At 28.6% G+C, this 20,462-nt stretch carries 16 protein-coding genes and 1 pseudogene; 9 read left to right on the top strand and 8 right to left on the bottom strand.

Annotated features, from left to right (window positions below):
• Window positions 1–76: 76 nt before the first annotated feature.
• Window positions 77–688 (bottom strand): annotated as a pseudogene (locus AOQ87_RS02045) (magnesium transporter); the annotation flags it as partial.
• Between the two features lie 1,495 nt (window positions 689–2,183).
• Here AOQ87_RS02045 and upp point away from each other — a divergent pair.
• A complete protein-coding gene (upp, locus tag AOQ87_RS02040; protein WP_039719748.1) occupies window positions 2,184–2,810 on the top strand; it encodes a uracil phosphoribosyltransferase in 627 nt (208 codons plus the stop codon).
• Window positions 2,811–3,333: 523 nt separating this feature from the next.
• Here the strand turns inward: upp and AOQ87_RS02625 are convergent.
• A complete protein-coding gene (locus AOQ87_RS02625) occupies window positions 3,334–3,471 on the bottom strand; it encodes a hypothetical protein (protein WP_185751038.1) in 138 nt (45 codons plus the stop codon).
• Window positions 3,472–3,716: 245 nt separating this feature from the next.
• On the opposite strand from AOQ87_RS02625, the gene dapA reads away from it, so the two are divergent.
• Window positions 3,717–4,646: a 4-hydroxy-tetrahydrodipicolinate synthase gene (gene dapA, locus AOQ87_RS02035; RefSeq protein WP_080626623.1), complete on the top strand. Its 930-nt coding sequence runs from the start codon at window positions 3,717–3,719 to the stop codon at window positions 4,644–4,646.
• A gap of 20 nt (window positions 4,647–4,666) precedes the next feature.
• On the opposite strand, the gene AOQ87_RS02030 is transcribed toward dapA, so the two are convergent.
• Together AOQ87_RS02030 and gmk are read right to left on the bottom strand one after the other, a co-directional pair.
• Window positions 4,667–6,778 carry an ATP-dependent DNA helicase RecG gene (locus AOQ87_RS02030; RefSeq protein WP_080626622.1) on the bottom strand — a complete coding sequence of 704 codons (2,112 nt, stop codon included), beginning with the start codon at window positions 6,776–6,778 and terminating at the stop codon, window positions 4,667–4,669.
• Window positions 6,779–7,216: 438 nt separating this feature from the next.
• Complete coding sequence (gmk, locus tag AOQ87_RS02025; RefSeq protein WP_080626621.1) at window positions 7,217–7,870, bottom strand: guanylate kinase; 654 nt, start codon at window positions 7,868–7,870, stop codon at window positions 7,217–7,219.
• 496 nt (window positions 7,871–8,366) lie between these two features.
• Between gmk and AOQ87_RS02020 the strand changes: the two genes are divergently transcribed.
• Window positions 8,367–9,593, top strand: a complete 1,227-nt coding sequence (locus AOQ87_RS02020) for a glycoside hydrolase family 10-like protein (RefSeq protein WP_236858645.1) — start codon at window positions 8,367–8,369, stop codon at window positions 9,591–9,593.
• A gap of 18 nt (window positions 9,594–9,611) precedes the next feature.
• On the top strand, window positions 9,612–10,730 hold the full coding sequence (asd, locus tag AOQ87_RS02015; RefSeq protein ID WP_080626620.1) for an aspartate-semialdehyde dehydrogenase: 1,119 nt from the start codon (window positions 9,612–9,614) through the stop codon (window positions 10,728–10,730).
• 6 nt (window positions 10,731–10,736) lie between these two features.
• Here the strand turns inward: asd and gyrB are convergent, their stop codons facing one another.
• A complete protein-coding gene (gene gyrB, locus AOQ87_RS02010) occupies window positions 10,737–13,151 on the bottom strand; it encodes a DNA topoisomerase (ATP-hydrolyzing) subunit B (RefSeq protein ID WP_080626619.1) in 2,415 nt (804 codons plus the stop codon).
• Window positions 13,152–13,512: 361 nt separating this feature from the next.
• On the bottom strand, window positions 13,513–14,616 hold the full coding sequence (gene dnaN, locus AOQ87_RS02005; protein ID WP_080626618.1) for a DNA polymerase III subunit beta: 1,104 nt from the start codon (window positions 14,614–14,616) through the stop codon (window positions 13,513–13,515).
• A gap of 827 nt (window positions 14,617–15,443) precedes the next feature.
• On the opposite strand from dnaN, the gene rpmH reads away from it, so the two are divergent.
• Genes rpmH through mnmE form a run of 5 tightly spaced genes read left to right on the top strand, consistent with a single transcriptional unit; the run spans window position 15,444 to window position 19,239 of the window.
• Entirely contained in the window at window positions 15,444–15,599 is a 156-nt protein-coding gene (rpmH, locus tag AOQ87_RS02000; protein WP_039719744.1) for a 50S ribosomal protein L34, read from the top strand.
• Window positions 15,596–15,940 carry a ribonuclease P protein component gene (rnpA, locus tag AOQ87_RS01995; protein WP_080626617.1) on the top strand — a complete coding sequence of 115 codons (345 nt, stop codon included), beginning with the start codon at window positions 15,596–15,598 and terminating at the stop codon, window positions 15,938–15,940. Before rpmH ends, rnpA begins: the two co-directional genes overlap by 4 nt.
• Window positions 15,910–16,146 carry a membrane protein insertion efficiency factor YidD gene (yidD, locus tag AOQ87_RS01990; protein WP_080626616.1) on the top strand — a complete coding sequence of 79 codons (237 nt, stop codon included), beginning with the start codon at window positions 15,910–15,912 and terminating at the stop codon, window positions 16,144–16,146. The genes rnpA and yidD overlap by 31 nt, the downstream gene beginning before the upstream one ends.
• Window positions 16,147–16,167: 21 nt before the next feature.
• On the top strand, window positions 16,168–17,814 hold the full coding sequence (yidC, locus tag AOQ87_RS01985) for a membrane protein insertase YidC (protein ID WP_080626615.1): 1,647 nt from the start codon (window positions 16,168–16,170) through the stop codon (window positions 17,812–17,814).
• Window positions 17,815–17,856: 42 nt separating this feature from the next.
• Window positions 17,857–19,239, top strand: coding sequence for a tRNA uridine-5-carboxymethylaminomethyl(34) synthesis GTPase MnmE (gene mnmE, locus AOQ87_RS01980; RefSeq protein ID WP_080626614.1), 1,383 nt, complete (start codon window positions 17,857–17,859; stop codon window positions 19,237–19,239).
• Between the two features lie 44 nt (window positions 19,240–19,283).
• Here the strand turns inward: mnmE and AOQ87_RS01975 are convergent, their stop codons facing one another.
• Entirely contained in the window at window positions 19,284–19,802 is a 519-nt protein-coding gene (locus AOQ87_RS01975) for a TIGR00645 family protein (RefSeq protein ID WP_039719841.1), read from the bottom strand.
• 217 nt (window positions 19,803–20,019) lie between these two features.
• Window positions 20,020–20,462 (bottom strand): peptidyl-prolyl isomerase family protein (locus AOQ87_RS02620; protein WP_185751037.1); only part of this gene is annotated, 443 nt, incomplete at its 5' end.

Below are 20,462 nucleotides of genomic sequence, written 5' to 3'. Positions count from 1 at the left end.
AAAATATGGTGTTTAGATCCTTAATGTACATAATAAAACGGACACGTCTTCCACTACGTTCATAACAGAACATCATTTATATCAAAAATAGCGTAGCTAACCAAAGAAATATAAAAAAACCACTCGTATCAGTGATTGCAGTGATAATGACACTAGATCCGATCGCTGGATCTTTTCCGATTTTTATCATAATTAAAGGTATCGCTACACCGATCAAGGCAGCTGTCATTAAATTCAAGATCATTGCTAGCATCATGATCATACTTATTTTTATACTATGATATAGAAAATAAGTGATCACCCCTGTAATACTCCCACAAAATATTCCGTTAACTAGGGCAACTCCTAATTCTCTCAAGAACAGGAAAGAAATATCGCTTAATTTTACTTGATGTAATGCGATAGCTCTAATAATTATCGTTGTGGTCTGATTTCCTGTGTTCCCTCCTACACAAGCAACTATCGGCATAAGAGTTGCCAGAACAACAATGTGAGAAATAGTGCTTTCGAAAATCTCAATGACTCTAGAAGCAATAAAAGCTGTACATAAATTGATTGTAGGCCAAATCCATCTATTTCTGACGGATCTCCATATTGAAGAAAAAATGTTTTCTATATGGTTCAATTCGGTTTTGCTGTTTTTCTCTTTTTCTCTATTTTTTTCCAAAACTCTATCTTCAATAATTAATGTTGTATGGGAAATTGAATCTATTTAATTTTTAAATTCCTTGATAATTTTTACATAAAAAAATGAACATCTACTAGAGATTGTTAAGATATGAATATCTTTCCAAAAATGGATTCGATAGCGATCGAAAAGTTAATTTTCTTAAAATACTTAAGCAGAACAAGATTATATTGATATCTAGCATCTCAACTTTCATAAAGATATTTGTATTTAATAAGAATTTGTCGAATTTATTACGACATCAGATCCCTATCTACAATTAAATGTATGGAACTTATCCTATCTTAAATTCAAAAAAATTCGCATTTGTATCCTGCCCACCATTCCTAAGAATTCGATAATGTAAAACAATTCCTCGAACATAGAGTCATCAAAAATTTGTTCTAAGAAGAACCATTCTACAGTCGATCAAAATCGATCCAAAAATTTAATCACCAAATCTATTTAATCTTTTTTTTAAATTTAACATCTTCATAAAATCAAGAAAATTTTTAACAATATCATTTCTAAAAATTCAATATTTTATTTTTATAAAAATTTATGGATTAATTTAAATACGATAATGATAACGTTTAAGTTAAATTAAATTTTATGAAAATATTTCAAATGTAAAGAGAAATGTATTACGGAGCATACACCTTAGAAAAATGAAAATTAAGATTAAACTTATTTAAAAACTTCTATAGAATACATAGAAAGTAAGTATCGAAGAGAATCTCTTTTCTATCTAAAAATTAAAAGCTATGGAGAGTTATATCAAATTTAATAAATTAGTATTACGTCGATATATTTAACAACATCTTGTTGTTTCAGATGATACAGTTTTGTTTGATAAGAGCATCAATCATCTCTTGTATTCGTAAGAGATTGAATAAGAGAAAAGATACAATTTCATTAGTTTTTCATTTCTACCATTAATCAATGTTTTTATCAAACTAAAAGATATATGCAACATGAATATGGTTTAAATGATTGAAATCCTTTCTTTATAAAAACTATTAGGCGTATGAGATATCTCAGGGAATATTTTATAAATAATATTTTTTATCAGGTAATAACCTTAAAAAGTGATCATCATCGCGGATACTTTATACAGCATGTTCTAAAATTGCTAATAAATGTAAAAATCATAAAAACGGATTTTAAAAAAAATAAAATAGATTAACTCTTGACGATTTAATACCAGTTTGAAAGATCAAGTAACATCTAACGTTCGTTTGATTAGGTAAAAGTTATACATCCTTATCAAATTAAGGTGTTGGTTGTTTGTTATGATGTTTTGAACCATTTTAAAAAATCAAAAAAAAAGATTAGATTAATCATGTATAAATGGTCTTTTTCATAGAGTAAGAATCGAGATACGACGAAAACATCACTTTCTCATTTCGTATACACATATCTTCGATATGTTTATAATTATCTAAAACGGTAAAATCATCAGAACAGTCCCATCATTCTAACTTTATTTTCACTTAAAGACAAGGAACAATGAATTATGAAGATCATTGAGGTAAAACATCCATTAGTTCAACATAAACTTGGATTAATGAGACACAGAGATATTAACACTAAGAGTTTTCGAGAACTTTCTTCTGAAATAGGAAGCCTTCTGACATATGAAGCGACGGCAAATCTAGAAACAGAAACAATTATCATCGATGGATGGTTAGGAAAGGTAAAAACTAAAAAAATAAAAGGAAAAAAAATTACTGTTGTTCCGATATTACGTGCTGGATTAGGAATGATGGATGGAGTATTGGAGAACATCCCAAGTGCTAGAATCAGTTTAGTAGGTGTATATCGTGATCAAATAACATTGAAACCAATTTTGTACTTTCAAAAGTTAGCTTCGAATATTGAAGAAAGGATGGCATTAGTTTTAGATCCGATGTTAGCCACTGGTGGATCAATACTCGCTACGATCGAATTACTAAAGAAATACGGATGCAAGTCTATTAAAGTTATCGTTATTGTTTCGTCTCCAGAAGGTATAGAGAAACTAAAGCTTTTCCATCCAGATGTTGAATTGTATACTGCTTCCATTGATAGAAAATTGAATAAAAATAGCTACATTATCCCTGGTTTGGGAGATGCTGGAGATAAAATTTTTGGAACAAAGTAGTCTTTTATCAAGGATGAAAGAACGAAATTATAGGTCGAAATTAAACTGTACTCCCAATTGTTTTATCACTGACCGTCCGTTAAGATTAGTTAAACTGTTTTTCATTAGGTCCGTATATCACGTACATAACGCATATAACATAAGATCGTACTGTACGTCGAGATCAGATCGAATGTAAAATAATATATTCTTACTTATCAGATTTGCGAGAGAACATTTTGATTAGATTTTTATTCATGAATATTTTTCATTTAAATTTTATTAAGTTTTAATACTTATTTCCAAAAATTTTGAAATTTAGTTTCTTCGAGAACATGTAAGATAAAAGGTCTTTTTGATAATAGCTGAATCTATCTCTTATAGTTATCACATAATTTCATATACTTCTAATTCAGATAGATCAGGAAGACATCATTTTTATGGTTTTTTTAAATTTTAAATAAAAGATAAATGACTATTCGATTATCCATTTGTACTATATCGACGTAACATGCATATAAAATATTTCAAATATGTTTATGAATTAAGTTAAATTTTCAATCGAATAAAATATCTCCATCGTAATATCTACCAATTTAATTCGAAAAATTTTTTTAATTTTAGGATCTCTTATCAAAATATCAAATGGAAGTATTTCCATATCGTATTGGATTTTATACACTTTCTTCAAGTATGACTGCAATAGATTTTATCAGTTTCATTGTTAGAATCAATCATGAAGAATCCATTTGCAAAGAATTGAAAATTATGTCGATTGATATGTTGTTGTAAATAATAAATACCAACCGTTTTATAAACGATTTGAATACAGTTTAGTTCAATTTTTACAAATATAAGAATTCTTAAAGTTTTAATCTTTTTTTTTAAAGATCATCCGGCAATGGTAACTAAATTTTTAGATGATATATGAAACAATCTTCAAACAAAGTTAAAGAAAAAGGTCAAAAAAGAATTTTCTCTGGAAGTATCGCAGCAATTGTTACTCCTATGAATGAAGATGGAAGTATAGATAAGATTAGTTTAAAAAAAGTAGTTGAGTATCATATAAAAGAAAAAACTCAATCTATTGTCGTATGTGGAACTACGGGAGAGTTCTATAAACTTACACAAAAAGAATATATGGATGTTATTTTTTCTGCAGTAGAGTATGCTGATAATAAAATACCTATCATCGCAGGAAATAATTCCGATTCAACTAGAGGAGCGGTTTTAACAAATAAGCTAGTTCAAAAATCTCAAATAGCAGGTCATCTAGTAAATGCACCTTTTAGCAGAATTTTATCGCAGGAAGAACTGTATGCTCATTTTAAAGAAATTTCTTACTCAACCGATTCACCTCAGGTACTATATAACGTTCCTTCTCGAACTAAAAATAACCTTTCATTATCAACAATCTATAAATTATCAAAAATTGATAACATCGTAGGGATAAAAGAATCTCATCCTTCTTTAAGAAGGATCGTAATAATGAAAAAATTGATCAATAGGAGATTTTACATACTAGGGGGGAACGATTTAAACTTTTTTCAGTTCATATTGAATGGAGGAGATGGTGTAATATCCGTGGTAGCGAACATTGCGGCAAACGTAGTACGTTCGATCTGCGATTTTCTTTTATCCGAAAAGATCGAAAAAGCAAAGAAGTTACATTATAAATTACATAAATTAATCGTACAACTATCGTATTTTATCAATCCGATTCCTATTAAACTGGCTTGTCATAAAGTTGGATTGATAAGATCTAGTTTTTCCAGAATAGAAGTCGATCGCAATGACGATCTTGAAAAATACCACCTTAGTTTAAAAAAATTCCTTTCTAAATTTTTTAAGAAATGACAATCGTTATATTATCGAAGTTATTTATTCTTTTGCGAGTTTGTATCGGTCTTATGGAATATCCATCTTTTCATTATCTGTTCTGAATTATCCTCTCGCGAAAAAATGATGCGTTCTGCCAGATTTCTTACTTGATAAAGTACTTGAAAATCTCTTTTTAAGTCTGCGATCCTGAATATCGGATATCCTGTCTGTTTAACCCCTAAATTTTCTCCAGGTCCTCTCATCAAGAGATCTTTTTCAGAGATCTGAAATCCATCAAAACTATTTTTAAACACCCTTAACCTTGATTGTGCTACCTTCGTAATAAGTGGGGGATATAAAAGTATGCAGAAAGATTCTTGATCACCATTTCTACCGATTCTTCCTCTTAGCTGATGTAACTGAGATAATCCTAATCTCTCTGGATTTTCAATAACTATGATATTAACATCCGGGATATCTATTCCAACTTCTACAATAGTTGTGGCGACCAGAATTTGTATTCGATTCTTACGAAAATCAGAAATTATTTTCTTTTTATCTTTTACGCTCATTTTTCCATGAATTAAACCAATTTGCATTGTTGAAAAAGATACTTTCAATTTACGATTGATATCCATTAAAGAAACTACGTTCAAATTATTTGAACTATTGACAATCGTACATATCCAATAAATTTTTGTTTTGTTTTTCTTGCTATATTTCTTGATGCGTTGTATCAGTTCATCTCTTCTGAGATTGGAAATGATTACAGTTTTTGCTGGAACTTTTTTTTCAAAAGGATATTCATTAATGAATGATACATCAAGATTCGCATGAATTTTCATCGATAATGTTCTTGGAATAGGAGTAGCAGTCATAATCAGCTGATGTGCATATATTCCATCCTGTGTTCTTCCTTTTCTTAATAATTTTGATCTTTGATCAACTCCAAAACGGTGTTGTTCATCAATTATTACCAAGGATAAAGAACAAAAATCAATTTTTTTTTGAAATATAGAGTGTGTTCCAACGATCATCGAAACTTCTCCACTCTTTATTTGATCTAGCTGAGATAAATAATATTTTTTATCATTACTTTTAGACAATTGAATTACTTTTTTACCGATTGGATGGAACATTCTTTTGAAGAAATCCGCATGTTGTTTTGCTAGTATTGTTGTAGGTGTCATCAAAGCAACTTGTTTTCCATTAGAAATAGCACAAAGAGAAGAAAATAAAGCAACTATTGTTTTACCAGTTCCAACATCTCCGCACAATAATCTCATCATGGGGGTGCTTTTTGAAAGATCTAACTCAATCTCTCTAATGGCGTTTTTCTGAGAATCAGTTAAAGAATACGGAAGAGATCGGATAATTTTTCTTTTCGTTGATTCTTTAACGATTAGAGGAATTGCTTTTAATGAATTATTTTTTTTCCTTATCTTCATAAAAGATAACTGAAATGCCAACAATTCTTCGAATATCAATCTCTTTTGTGCTGGATGTTGATATTTTTTCAAATCGATCGTAGAAACTCTAGAATTTGGTTGATGAATGATTTTAATCGCTTTTTTAAATCCGATGAATTTTGTATTAAACGGTTTTGGAATTAACTCTTTGACGACACATTGATTGAATAGTACCATGCACTTTCTGATCATTGTATGAATCGTATTTTGACTAATTCCATCAATATTTGGATAAATTGGTGTTAAAGAATCTGATATAGTGAGATCTTTTAAAGAGCTTAAAATTTTATATTCTGGATGGATCATAAATTTTTTGTTTTTTCTGAGATATACTCTTCCATATATCTGAACGTAAGTATTTCTTTTAAAAATTTTTCTTATAAAAGAAGAGTTGTTGAAAAATTTAATTATTAGTCTTCCAGAATGATCTCTGACATGTATTTCAATTTGTTTTTTCGTTTCTATCACATGTTTTTCCAGTATTTTGGCAACTATGAAAGCGTCTTCTTTATCTTGAACTTCTTTAATTAAAGATAGTTTAGTTCGATCTTTATAACTTTTTGGAAAATGAAAAATCAGATCTAAAACACTATGTATTCCAAATCGATTCAATTTACTCTTTTTAAAAGAGTTGATCTGTCCAACTTTTTCTATGGATATATTTCCCAGATCTTCTAATCGAATATCGTTAACTTTCATTTTGTCTTAACTGATAAATATCAATCTTCTTCAATCAAAAATGATACACTAAATAAAAACTTTTAAAAATTGTATACATCATTTTACCTATCTCGATAAGATACGAGCTACAAAATTTTCATAAATTTTACGTATCACAATCTTTAAAATATCGAATATTTTAAATATTGAGATATTTATGATATCATTTACTTTTTTAAATAACGTCTATATAATGTGAGGTATTTAATTAAAATTAAATCATAGTGTTTTAATGAAGAATATTATGATCTGATTTGATGTGCTTTGATAAAAATTAGACTTTGAAAAAATAACTACTAATAAATAAAGAAAGTAACTTATCGAATAGAATCAACAGATAATAAAGTTGATGATTTTATTTATAATGGTATTAGCTGATCTATATTAAATTCATTAAAACGATATTCTATTAATCTTTTAATAAGGTTTGTCACGAACATCATCTTGCAGAAAAAATTCGTGAATCAAATTGTAATTTTTTAAAATCTGTTCTCTTGATCTAAGGTGTTCTGAGCATATAATATGATGAATTTCTTCAAGAGCAAGTTCAAAATTATCGTTGATAACTATGTAATGATATTTTAATCCATTTTTAATGTCTTGTGCAACATTCTGCATTCTTAGTGATATCGTACTTTTATCGTCCTGATTTCTGCTGAGTAATCTTTTCTGAAGGGTTTCTTTGCATGGAGGTAAAATAAATATACTCCTTGAAGAGGGAATTTTTTTAAGTACTCTTTGAGCTCCTTGCCAATCGATTTCTAAAAGAATATCATATCCCAACCTAATATTTTTTATAACGAATTTTTTTGAAGTTCCATAATAATTTCCGAATACAGAAGCATATTCTAAAAAATCGTTGTTATTAATCATATTTTGAAATTTTTTCATGTTTATAAAAAAATAATTTTTTTTATCTTTTTCATGTGATCGAATTTTTCTAGTTGTATAAGATATAGAAAGCTTCATATTTCTTCCCTTTTTTTTTATCAAAGCACGTAACAAACTGGATTTTCCGGTCCCGCTCGGAGCAGATATGATAAATATTCTTCCTGTAATTATCTCTTTCATTTTTGATTAAATTTTTTGAATCTCTATAAAGATCTTTGTTAAAAAACCGTGAACACCGTATGTATTTTATATTCTCATCCATTTATTATATGAACATATACTTTTATATGTTTTACTTGTATCCTTTAATATGTAATTTTAAAAACTAAATATAATTTTAATGCAAATTTTATACGTTACAATCAAAACTAGATAAAAACTATTTTTAACAAAAAAGTATTAATTAACTTTGACAAAAATTTCTACAATTTCTATTTTTTTACTGTTAAAGGTCAAACAATTTAAAGAATACAGATTGTTCTATTCGGTTCATCCTTTCTGTAAAATCATCAGAATGATTTGTATCATAATGAGTTAAATAAAATCATAAACGTCGATTTTTTATTTATAGATCTTCATATGAAAGGAATATAAGTTGTATGAAAAATTTATTCTTATTTAAAAATAAAAAAAAAAATTACAAAAATTTTTCCTTCATTTCTTATCAATATTAATATTGAGTGATATTTTTTCTTGTATCTCAGCTAGAACAAAAATCAATTATTCTAATGTTAGAGGAATATGGATTACAACTGCTTTTGGTTTAGATTGGCCTGATCAATCATCAAATGTGTTTTTTTGTACTTCTTTCGATAAAATGATAAAATTACAAAAAAAAAGTTTGATAGAAAAGTTAGATAGATTAAGTAAAATCGGATTCAACACGATATTTTTTCAAGTAAAGCCTGATGGAACATCACTGTATCGATCGCGTATTTTACCTTGGTCAAATGTGTTAACTGGAAAGATCGGTAAAGATCCTGGTTATGATCCTTTAGAGTTCATTATCATGGAGGCACATAAAAGAAATTTAAAGATACATGCCTGGATAAATCCGTATAGAGTTTCAACAAAAATAGATTCTAACACAGTATTATCTTTGAAAAATACTGCATTTTCCTATTTACCAAGTGTATATATTCAACATAATAGTTGGGTGAAAGTTTCTCACAACCAGTTTGTATTGGATCCAGGTTTGCCTGAAGTACGTAGTTGGATTGTTAATATAGTTGAAGAAATCGTTAAATTTTATGATGTAGATGGAATTCAGTTTGACGATTACTTCTATTATGAAGATTCTCTATCGAGATTAAAAGATGATGATACGTATCATAAGTATTCTAAAAATCAATTTTCCAATAAAGAAAATTGGAGGAGAAACAATACATTTCTTTTAATAAAAGATGTATATAAAAAGATTCATTCCATTAAACCGAATGTATCATTCGGAGTTAGTCCAATAGGGATATGGAGGAATGTTAGAAATGATCCTTTCGGATCTCAAACTAACTCACTATATTCATCTTATGATTCTTGTTATGCAGATGTTAAATTATGGATCAAAACCGGAATACTAGATTATGTGATTCCTCAGATATATTGGTCTTGTTCTGATAAAACAGCTAAATATGATATACTGATAAAGTGGTGGGCGAATCTTATTAAAACTTCTAGAACTAAATTATGTGTTGGATTAGCTTTATATAAAGCTGGAATTTATAATCCTCAAGAACCAGAATGGTTTGAAAACTACGGAATTACAGAGATTAGCAAACAATTAGATTTAAGTGATGATATATCAGAGATACAAGGTATCGTATTTTTTAGAGAATCATTTCTCGCAAGTCATTCTAGAGGGTCTAAAAAAATCGTAGAATATTTACAATATAGATGGAATCGATGAACAATTTACGGTATTGATATGTATAATGTAGGACTTATCGGATGGAGAGGAATGGTCGGATCTGTATTATTAAGAAGAATGCATGAAGAAGGAGATGTTAAAAAAATAAATTTGCTTCTTTTCAGCGTATCCCATGCAGGAAAAAGTGTTACTGTTATATGTGGACAAAAAGAAAAAAAAATACTTAACGCGCTTGATCTAAACATTTTAAAAACTTTAGATATTATAATTTGTTGTGCAGGAGATGATTATACAAAAAATATATATTTTAAGTTGAGAAATATCAATTGGAAAGGATATTGGTTAGATTCCTCTTCTTTTATAAGAACTTTAGAAGATAGTTTAATCATCTTAGATCCGATAAATAAAAAAAGAATATATCAATCTGTAAAAAATGGAATAAAAACATTTGCTAGCGGAAATTGTGTTGTCAACTTGATGTTGATGTCCTTATCCGGTTTATTACGAGAAGATTTGATCAGATGGATCTCTGTTTCCACCTATCAATCCATTTCTGGAGCAGGTTCGACAGCTATCACAAGGTTTATTAGACAGATACAAGAAATGTCTGAAATACTTTATGCAAATTGTAATCATCGATCTAATTTAATCTTATCTTCAGAAAAAGAGTTTCTTTTTTGTATTCGAAAATATTCTAAATATCTTGAACATCCTTTATTTTTCGACGCGGTTCCTTGGATAGGAAAGGATGATGTTATCCGCGATGGAAGAACTTCGGAAGAGTGGAAAATTCAATATGAAACCAACAAAATATTAGGATACAACGAGAAGAACGCTATTCCAATCAATAGCACGTGTGTTAGGGTTAGTTCAATTAGATGTCATAGTCAATCTTTTATAGTTAAATTGAAGAAAAATGTTCCTATAGAAGAAATAGAAAAAATCTTAAAAAAGAACAATAAATGGATAAATATCATTACTAACAAAAAGAAAAGAACTTTAAAACAGTTAAGTCAAACGAACGTTATGGGAACTTTGGATATTAATGTCGGAAGAATACGTAAGACTAAAATTGGAGAAAAATATTTATCTTTGTTTTCGGTAGGAGACCAATTGCTCTGGGGATCTGCAGAACCTTTAAGAAGAATGCTAAAAATATTATTGGATCACTTATGAACAAACTTATATATCAATGTTTTTAACTTCGATCGCATTATCCTCTATAAACTTCCTCCTTTTATCCACTTCGTTGCCCATCAATATTGAAAATAATCGGTTCGCTTCGTTTGAATTCTCTATTTTTACTTGTATGAGTTTACGAGTTTTTGGATCCATCGTAGTTTCCCACAATTGTTTGGGATTCATTTCACCTAAACCTTTATATCTTTGAACAACTAGTTTTTTAAGAGATGTTTTATATAACCACACTAACGCCTCCTCAAAAGAGGAAAACTTATAGTCATCTCTGCCCTTCTTGATATAGATAGCTTTATTCCTAAATTTATAAAAAAACAAGCTATTCTTAGAAATGGATTGGTATTCATAACTTTCAATGAACTCATGATTGATCAAACAACTTTCCTTCTTTCCATATCGTTCAATAAAAACAAATAGATCAAAGTATGGACGTTTTTGAGAATGTTCAATATAAAAATCATATTTTTCTCCTACTGTTCTATTTTCTTTTAAAGATCTTATCAAAGACTTAGCCCATTCCTGTAAGTCATCTTTATCTGAAAGATGATCCTTATTTAGAATATTTTGATATACCAAGCTTTCTAAAAAAACTTTTGGATATCTTTTTTCATTTTTATCAATAATACTTTTTATATATTGATATTGAATGATAATCTTTTTAAGATTTTTTCCTTTAAAAAAAAGCTCAGATGGAGAAGAACCTATATATAATATCGTGTCTTCTGTAAGAACTGAGATCAAATATTTATTCATTGCTAATTCATCCTGCAAATATTTTTCTATCTTACCTTTTTTGACTTTATATAGAGGAGGTTGAGCGATATATACATGACCTCTCCTAACTATTTCTGGCATTTGTCGATAAAAGAAAGTTAATAATAAAGTACGTATATGAGAACCGTCCACATCTGCATCGGTCATGATTATAATGTGATGATATCGTAGTTTATCTGGGTTATGTTCTTTCTCTCCGATTCCACAACCTAAAGCTGTTGTTAGAGAGACTACCTCTTGAGAAGTGAGGACTCGATTCAATTGAGATTTCTCGACATTTAAAATTTTTCCCTTTAATGGAAGTATAGCTTGATTTTTTCTGTTTCTTCCTTGTTTTGCTGAGCCTCCAGCTGAATCTCCCTCAACAAGATATAATTCTGAATTCTCTGGATTTTTTTCTCTACAATCTGCAAGTTTTCCCGGGAGACTAGAAAGAGTTATCGATCCTTTTCTTCGAGTGATTTCTCTGGCTTTTTTAGCTGCTTCCCTTGCTCTAGCACAATGTAGAATTTTTTCTAAAATAGATTTTGCGTCGTTCGGATTTTCTAACAAATATTCTTCAAATCTCTTGCTAACTAGGTTTTCAACTATACTTTTAACCGATGAAGTTACTAATTTATCTTTCGTTTGAGATGAAAATTTCGGATTTTGAATTTTTAAGGATATAATTCCTGTCAATCCTTCTCTCGTATCTTCACCAATTATTTTAGTTTTATTCCTTTTAGAATATTTCTGAATATATTTCTTTATAGTTTTAGTGATCGCACTTCTGAATCCTATCAGATGTGATCCACCCTCTCTCTGAGGAATATTGTTTGTATAACATAAAACATTTTCTTGAAAACTATCGTTCCATTGTATTGCAACTTCTACAAAGCTTTCCTTCTTCTTTTCTGAAAAATAAAAAATTTTCGAATTTATCGGAAGTTTCTTAAGGTTCAGATGTTTGATGAACGATTTAATTCCTCCTTTATTTCTTAAACATACTTTAATGTCACTTCTTAGGTCGTTCAAGAAAATTGTGATATTAGAATTAAGAAAAGATATTTCTTGCATTCGATTTAATAAAATGTGATATTTGAATTCTTGAACATTTTTAAAGATCTTTAAATCTGGCCAAAAATGAATAAATGTTCCTCTATCTATGGTAGAATCTATCTCTCTCAGTGGACAGGTCGGTTTGCCGAACTCATAATCTTGCTGATATTTTTTTCCATCTCTAGAAATGACTAGTTTTAACTTTGAAGATAATGCATTTACGACAGACACCCCAACACCGTGTAATCCTCCAGAAACCTTATAGGTCTGATTATCAAACTTACCGCCTGCATGTAAAAAAGTCATAATTACCTCTGCTGCAGACACTCCTTCTTGATGAAGATCTGTCGGTATCCCTCTACCATTGTCTAGCACAGAAATCGAGTTATCTGTATATATCGTTAAAACAATTCTATTGCAATATCCTTCTAATGCTTCGTCAACAGAATTATAAATTACTTCAAAAACCATATGATGCAAACCAGTTCCATCATCCGTGTCACCAATATACATTCCTGGACGTTTTCTGACAGCTTCTAAACCCTTTAGAATCTTTATACTTGAAGAATCATAAATATCCATTTTCATTCGCGATCTCTTATTTTAAGAATTTTACGATAAGTTACTACACTGAAACGACTATTTTTTACCAGCTTTACTAATTTCATACAATTTCTATTTAAGTTACTTTTAAATCATCTTTTACCATGCATCTATTTTAAAATGTTTCAAATTAAACAATTAAAAAATATCTATCAGATATGGTTTCTATTCGAGTCTTTTTAGGAAATCGAAATAAAAATTGCACGTTTCACATTTGTTAAAACGATTATTTTTTTGAAAAATTTTTTGATCTTTTTTTCTGTTGTTGATAGATCACATAACTTTCTGTAATTTGATTTTTTATTTTCTAATTTATAATTTTTTATGGAACTAAAAATACTAAATTTCATATCCTTACCGGCATGATAACATAGAAAGATAATTGATTCGACATTCCTTGTATTCTGACGTATGAAATAGAATCTATCATTTCTATCTTTATCCTTTCACATTGAATGATATTTAGAACATCGAGAACATACTTAACATTCAAACAAATTTTAATTATAGAATCTTGATATTGAACTTTAATAGTTTCTTCATATTCTCCATGATTAAAATTTTTTGTTGTAATTTTCGCTAAATGACTTTCAAAAACAAAACATGCGCTTTGATTTTTATCGTTCAATAAGATCATAGCCCTTTGACACATGTTCTTAAATTGAATTCGGTCTAAAACAACTACCTTTTTGTCAGTTTTTAGAAAAATATCTTGATAATTTGGAAAATTTCCGTTGACTAACTTAACACAAAAAGAAAAATCATCCATATTCATTTTAAAATCCTTTTTTCCAATAGATACTCTCAACAGGTTGTCACTATTTTCCAATAGCCTAAGACATTCGACCACACCTCTTTTTGATAGAATAATAGAAAATTTTTCATAGTTACTGAATTTTACGTATGTCTGACTTACAGATAGTCTATGACCATCAGTGGAAACAGCTCTAATATAATTTTCGTTATTTTGTAAAAGAATTCCATTTAAGTAATATCGTGTATCATGAGAACCTATTGAAACTTTTGTTGATAGAATCAATTTCCTTAATTCTATTTGAGAAATTCTAAAATCTACCTGCGATGTCCAATTAATTAATTTCGGAAACCCAGATTCACGAAATATTAAAATTGAGAATTTACTTCTTTCATATAGTATTGTTAACTTTTTTTCGTCAAATACAAAACAAATTTCAGATCCGTTTTGAGCGTTCGAACAAATTTCATAAAATTTTCGTATAGATACAACTATAGATCCGTCTTGATCAGAATATACTAGCTTAACTTTTGTCACTATTGTAACCTCAGAATCCAAATAAGTTAAATTAAGGAAACTGTTTTGAACATGTAAAAAGATTTTATCAAAAGAAAAATTAGCAATCTTATTACTAGTTGCCCTATATACTTTTTTTAAAGATTTGATCAATACTTCTTTTTGAACAACAAATTTCATATTTTATTTGATTATTCTGACCTAATATTTTTGTAGTATATACTTAATGTATTCGATTCTAAAATGATAAAAAATCATTATTTTTAAAAAATTTTAGACCCTTTAAGATCATAAAAATCAATTCAGATTAATCTAATATAACATAAGTAAATTATTAAGTAACTTGGAACTATTTTACTGATATGTTGTACTTAAAAATAAAATGAATAGTTTTGGTCTGATAACTTTATTTTATAAAAACATGGTATTTGATAAAAAAGAGTTAAAAAATAACACGATAACGGATATTTTCTAATGAGAACTAGCTGTATTTTGATTAACTTTTAGTATTTTATTCTGTCAGTAAAATAGGAATATAAAATAATAAATCTTTGTAAGATTTTTCGAGATTAAAAAACTTAAATGACTGAATATAGTACATTTCAAAAAGATAACATGAAATCTTTCATATATACTAAATCTTAAATTACAATGTATGATGAATTTTTACATTGTAGAACCGTAATCTTACAATTTAAGCAATTTTAAAACTTTAAGGAATTTTACGATTTTATTTATGAATTAGCGATTTAATTCTTTCATTTTAATTTTCGTTGAATATGAATAATTTTCGTGAATCCATTAAAGTAGAAGCATCGTATTATTTATAGTTTTTCAAATTTTAAGAAGATGATTCAATTTTATATTGACAAATTACTATTTTATGATTTGATTAAATTCTGACACATGATAAAATTCGATTAGGATTATGTTATGTTCGGTACTATTAGAATTTTTTAAATTTTTTCGATCAATTCGCAGACCTTTTTATTTTAAACATAAAATTCATGAAAAGAACTTTTCAACCATCTGTACTAAAAAGACGCCGTACTCATGGGTTTCGTAATAGAATGTCGACAAAGAATGGTAGAATTATCATATCTCGTCGGAGAGCTAAAAAAAGGGTCAAGATCACTGTATCTTCGGAAAAATACTGGAAATGAAGTTCCCCAAATGTTTGAGATTATCAAAGAAGAGAGATTTCGATAGAATTTTCAGAGATCCAGAAAAAATTTTTTTGCATGGTATCACTATGTTGGTGAAAAAAAATTCTTTGAAGTATCCAAGGTTAGGTCTGATGGTTTCAAAAAAAAATATTAAGAAATCTTTTGCACGAAATAAAATAAAAAGATTATTTAGAGAATATTTTAGAATCAATTACATTTATTTTAAAAAGATGGATTTTGTTATTTTAGTAAAAAAAGATCTGAAAAATCTGAAAAATATTAAAATCAATGCCATGTTAAATCGTCTATGGGAAAGATATCATATTTTTCGAAAATGATAATTTTTTTGATAAAAATATACCAAAAAACGGTTAGTCCATTTCTTGGAAAGAATTGTAGATTTAAAATTTGTTGCTCCGAATATTCCATTAGAATGATCAGAAGGTTAGGCCTTACAAAGGGGATCTACTGTTCAGCTAAAAGAATACTGACTTGTAATCCTCTATATTTCTGTAAAAAAAATATGAACAAGTATTGGTACTGATCCTAATAGAGAATTTCATCCATGTATCCTCATAGAAACTTATTACTCATCGCTTTTTTGTTCGTTTCTTCTTTGATATGGCAAATATGGAAAAATGATAAAATTCAAGAGAAATCTTCGATAGAGACAGAAAAAACAAATGATATTCCTTTAGATCGAAGAATTAATCGTCATCTTCAAGAAGAAGATGATAAATCTTTTGTAAAAGTAAGGACCAAAGTATTTGAATTGTTTATTGATAAAAAAGGGGGAGACATATATAGAGTTGACTTAATAAAATATAAAAAGAAATTAAATTCCGATCAACCATTTACAATGATAAAAACAAAAGAAGATTTTATATATCAAATACAAAGCGGATTTATCGGAAAGGATGGTCCGGATAATATGAATTATGATCATGGCATTAGACCAACTTATTACGCTAAAGAAGATCACTTTATAGCTCGGGATAAAGAAAAATATATAGAAGTTCCATTGTTTTTTTTAGGAAAAAATAAAGTAAAATACAAAAAAATTTATGTATTTAAGGATGATCAATATGATATCACTGTGAAATATCAAATCATTAATGATAGTAAAAAAGATGTTAGAATTTCTATATTCGGACAATTGAAACAAAGCATACAAGAGTCTAATGAGGATAATTCAGAAAATCATGGTTTCTCTATCCATTCCTATCGTGGAGCAGCTTATTCCACTGATCAAACGAAGTATAAAAAATGTACATTTAGTGATCTTATAAAAAATGAATTGGAAATTTATACAAAATCTGGATGGATAGCCATGTTACAACAGTATTTTGCAAGCGCATGGATATTAAATAAAGAATACAGAAATTCTTTATATTCAATTAATTTTAATGGAAATGCTGCAATTATTGGTTATAAGACCCCCCAGATTACAGTAAAGAGAAATGAAAGATTTCAATATATTTCTAAGATATGGATTGGTCCGGAATTACAGACGGAAATGTCAAGAGTAGCTGATCATCTTGATCTTACAGTTGATTATGGATGGTTGTGGTTCATCTCTAAACCGTTGTTTCAGTTATTACAATTTATTCATCGATTTGTTAATAATTGGGGTTTTTCTATCATCATTATTACTTTCATTGTTAGAGGAATGATGTATCCCTTGACAAAGGCACAATATGTTTCTATGGCCAAGATCAGATTCTTACAACCTAAATTAGAAGAGATCAGAAAACGTTCAGGAAAAGACAAGAATAAGATGAGTCAAGAAGTTATAGAATTGTATAGGAAAGAAAGAGTTAATCCATTAGGAGGTTGTCTTCCAGTAGTAATACAGATGCCAATATTCCTTGCACTGTACTATATGTTGATAGGTGCAGTAGAATTACGTCAAGCTCCTTTTATATATTGGATACAAGATTTATCTTCCAGAGATCCCTACTATTTTCTTCCATTTTTGATGGGAGTTACCATGTATCTTATTCAAAAAATGTCTCCTAATACAACAAAACCGGATTCAGCTCACGAAAAGATAATTGACTACATCCCAATATTCTTTACGGTATTTTTCTTATGGTTTCCTTCTGGATTGGTTTTATATTATTTTATTAGCAACTTAGTTACAATTATTCAACAAAAGGCTATCTATCGGGTTTTAAGGAAAAGAGGATTGAAAAAATCTAACAAAAATTAGTTTTTTGATCTCCATAATTTTATCTATAAAATAAAATTTCATATGATACAAGAAAGTTTAGATGATACAATCATTGCTCAATCTACACCTCCTGGAATAGGAGGGATTGGAATACTTAGAATTTCCGGTGAAAAATCGGATCAGATATGCGAAAAGATATTAAAAAAAAGATTAAAGCCTAGATATGCAACCTATTTACCATTTTATGGATCATGCGATCAAATATTAGATTACGGAATAGCCATATATTTCGCAAAACCAAATTCTTTTACTGGAGAAAATATTGTTGAGCTACATGCTCATGGTGGACAATTCGTTCTAGATATATTGTTAGAGAATATTTTACGAACTTGTGAGATAAGAATGGCCTATCCTGGGGAATTCACAAAGAGGGCTTTCTTAAATAACAAAGTAGATTTAGTTCAAGCAGAATCTATTTGTGAACTAATCAACGCAAGTAATAAAGAATCTATCAGAAGATCCATTGAACATATTGGTAAAGATTCAAAATATTCTATGGAATTGCGTTCTATAAAAAGGATGGTTGAAGAAGTTGAATCCATGATTGAGATTGAAATTAATTTTCCAGAAGAAAACATATCTTCTCCTGTACATTTAATATATAAAAGAATTCAGAATATTATCTCAAAATTAGAATCGATATTTAATAAAGCTCACAAAAATATATGTATTTCCGATTCGATCAAAGTTGCAATCATAGGAAAGCCGAACTCTGGGAAATCAAGTTTGATGAATTTGTTGTCAGGAAAGGAAACATCTATCGTTACTTCTATCCGAGGTACAACGAGAGATGTTATTAAAGAAAACATGTATATAAACGGAATTTTAATACAAATCTCCGATACTGCAGGAATTAGAAAATCAAACGATGATATAGAAAGGATTGGAATAAAGAGAGCTTTGAATGAGGTAAAAAAATCAGATCATATTTTATATGTTACAGATAATATCTGTGAAGGATTTTTTTCTAAAAAAAACTACATTCTATCTTTTCTTAAAAAAAATCTCAAATCCCATCAGTCTTATACCATTATAAGGAATAAAATAGACGTTGACAGATTATTATCGAAAGTTACGATAATAGAAGGATGTAATGTCATATTTTTATCAGTACGAACAGAAGATGGATTGAACATTTTAAAAAAGCATCTTAAACGAACTATACAACGTAAAAATCATGTGGAAAGTGCTTTAAACGTCAAGTATAGGTACTATTGTTTCGCGAAGAAGGCTTTGAAACATTTAAAAAGAGCGAACAATCTTAGCTGTTATCAATCTGTAGAAATGGTAGCGGAAGAAGTGAAGTCAGCGAACAGATACTTAAATCAGATATTTAACGGTAAAAAATATTCTTCACAAAAAATTTTAAATGATATTTTTTCCAATTTCTGCATTGGAAAATAGCTCCATATTACAATAAATGATATCTTATTCGTAAGATAAATGATTTATTTTGATATATCCATCTTTGATAGATTATTATTCTTGCTCATACGATCAATATATGACATTCCAAATGCGGACAGAACAAAGGTTAAATGCACGATTACGCTCCACATGATCTTATCATCTGCTACTTTTTCAGCCTCCATAAAAAGACGCAACAAATGTACTGAAGAAATCGCAACGATGGAAGATGCAACTTTGTTTTTGATAGAATTGACATCCATCTTTCCCATCCAACTTAATTTTTGATGTTTATCATCTACCGTCATCTTTAAAATAAAATTTTCATAGCTAGAAAACATAACCATCACCAATAATCCGCCAACCAAAGCGATATCGATTAAAGAAAGGACTGTTAGTATCAGACCAGATTCATCAATCTTGAATAATTCTGGAATAGTATAAAGAACTTTTTGAAAAAACTTCAGAGTTAAAAGAATAAATCCAAAAGATAACCCCATATATACAGGAAACAATAACCATCTTGATAGGTAAATGATTTTTTCGATTAATTTTTTCATTTCTTTTAATTTGTTTGATAACGATCCTGAAAATAATCCGATTGAATCAATTTTTATGAAAACGAAACTAGGGACCATTTAAAACTAAAACAAAGAACGAGTTCACAAGCTTGTAATTTTTTTTATTGATGTTCTAATAATTGTTTTAGGAGTTATTTATCATGCGCTGATCGAAATAAATAAAAAATATAAGGTTTCTGGATTTTAAAATCGATTTTTAGCTAATCTTTGCTCGACTGAAAAGATGAGAAAAAAGGGATTCCATAACTATGGAGTTGAGATTTTTAAGAATTTCCGAAGAAATCAATTGTATTTCTCTATCGTTCGGTTGCACGTGGATAATACCTATTAACTTAATGATTATTAGGTCGTGATTTCGATCCCTTATCATGCAATAACTTGGATTTCCTTTATTAGAAATAGACATGTTAAAAGCGTTATGAAGAAAAGAAGAATTTCTGATCCCACTCCTAGAAATGATCTTTTCATCTTCAAAACGTACGGACCATGTATTGAAGAAATTTTCTTCACCTACTTCTTTTAAAGATTTTAATTGATCTATAATAGATTTTCCATCTTGTTCGGTTTCTTCATATGCTTTTCTAAAACTAATCGTTTCATGAATCTCATCCTTGACCAGATCGAAAGATTTTATAGATT

The sequence above is a fragment of the Candidatus Riesia pediculischaeffi genome, from assembly GCF_002073895.1.
Classification (GTDB): domain Bacteria; phylum Pseudomonadota; class Gammaproteobacteria; order Enterobacterales; family Enterobacteriaceae; genus Riesia; species Riesia pediculischaeffi.
This window is presented reverse-complemented; position numbering and strand designations above follow the sequence as displayed.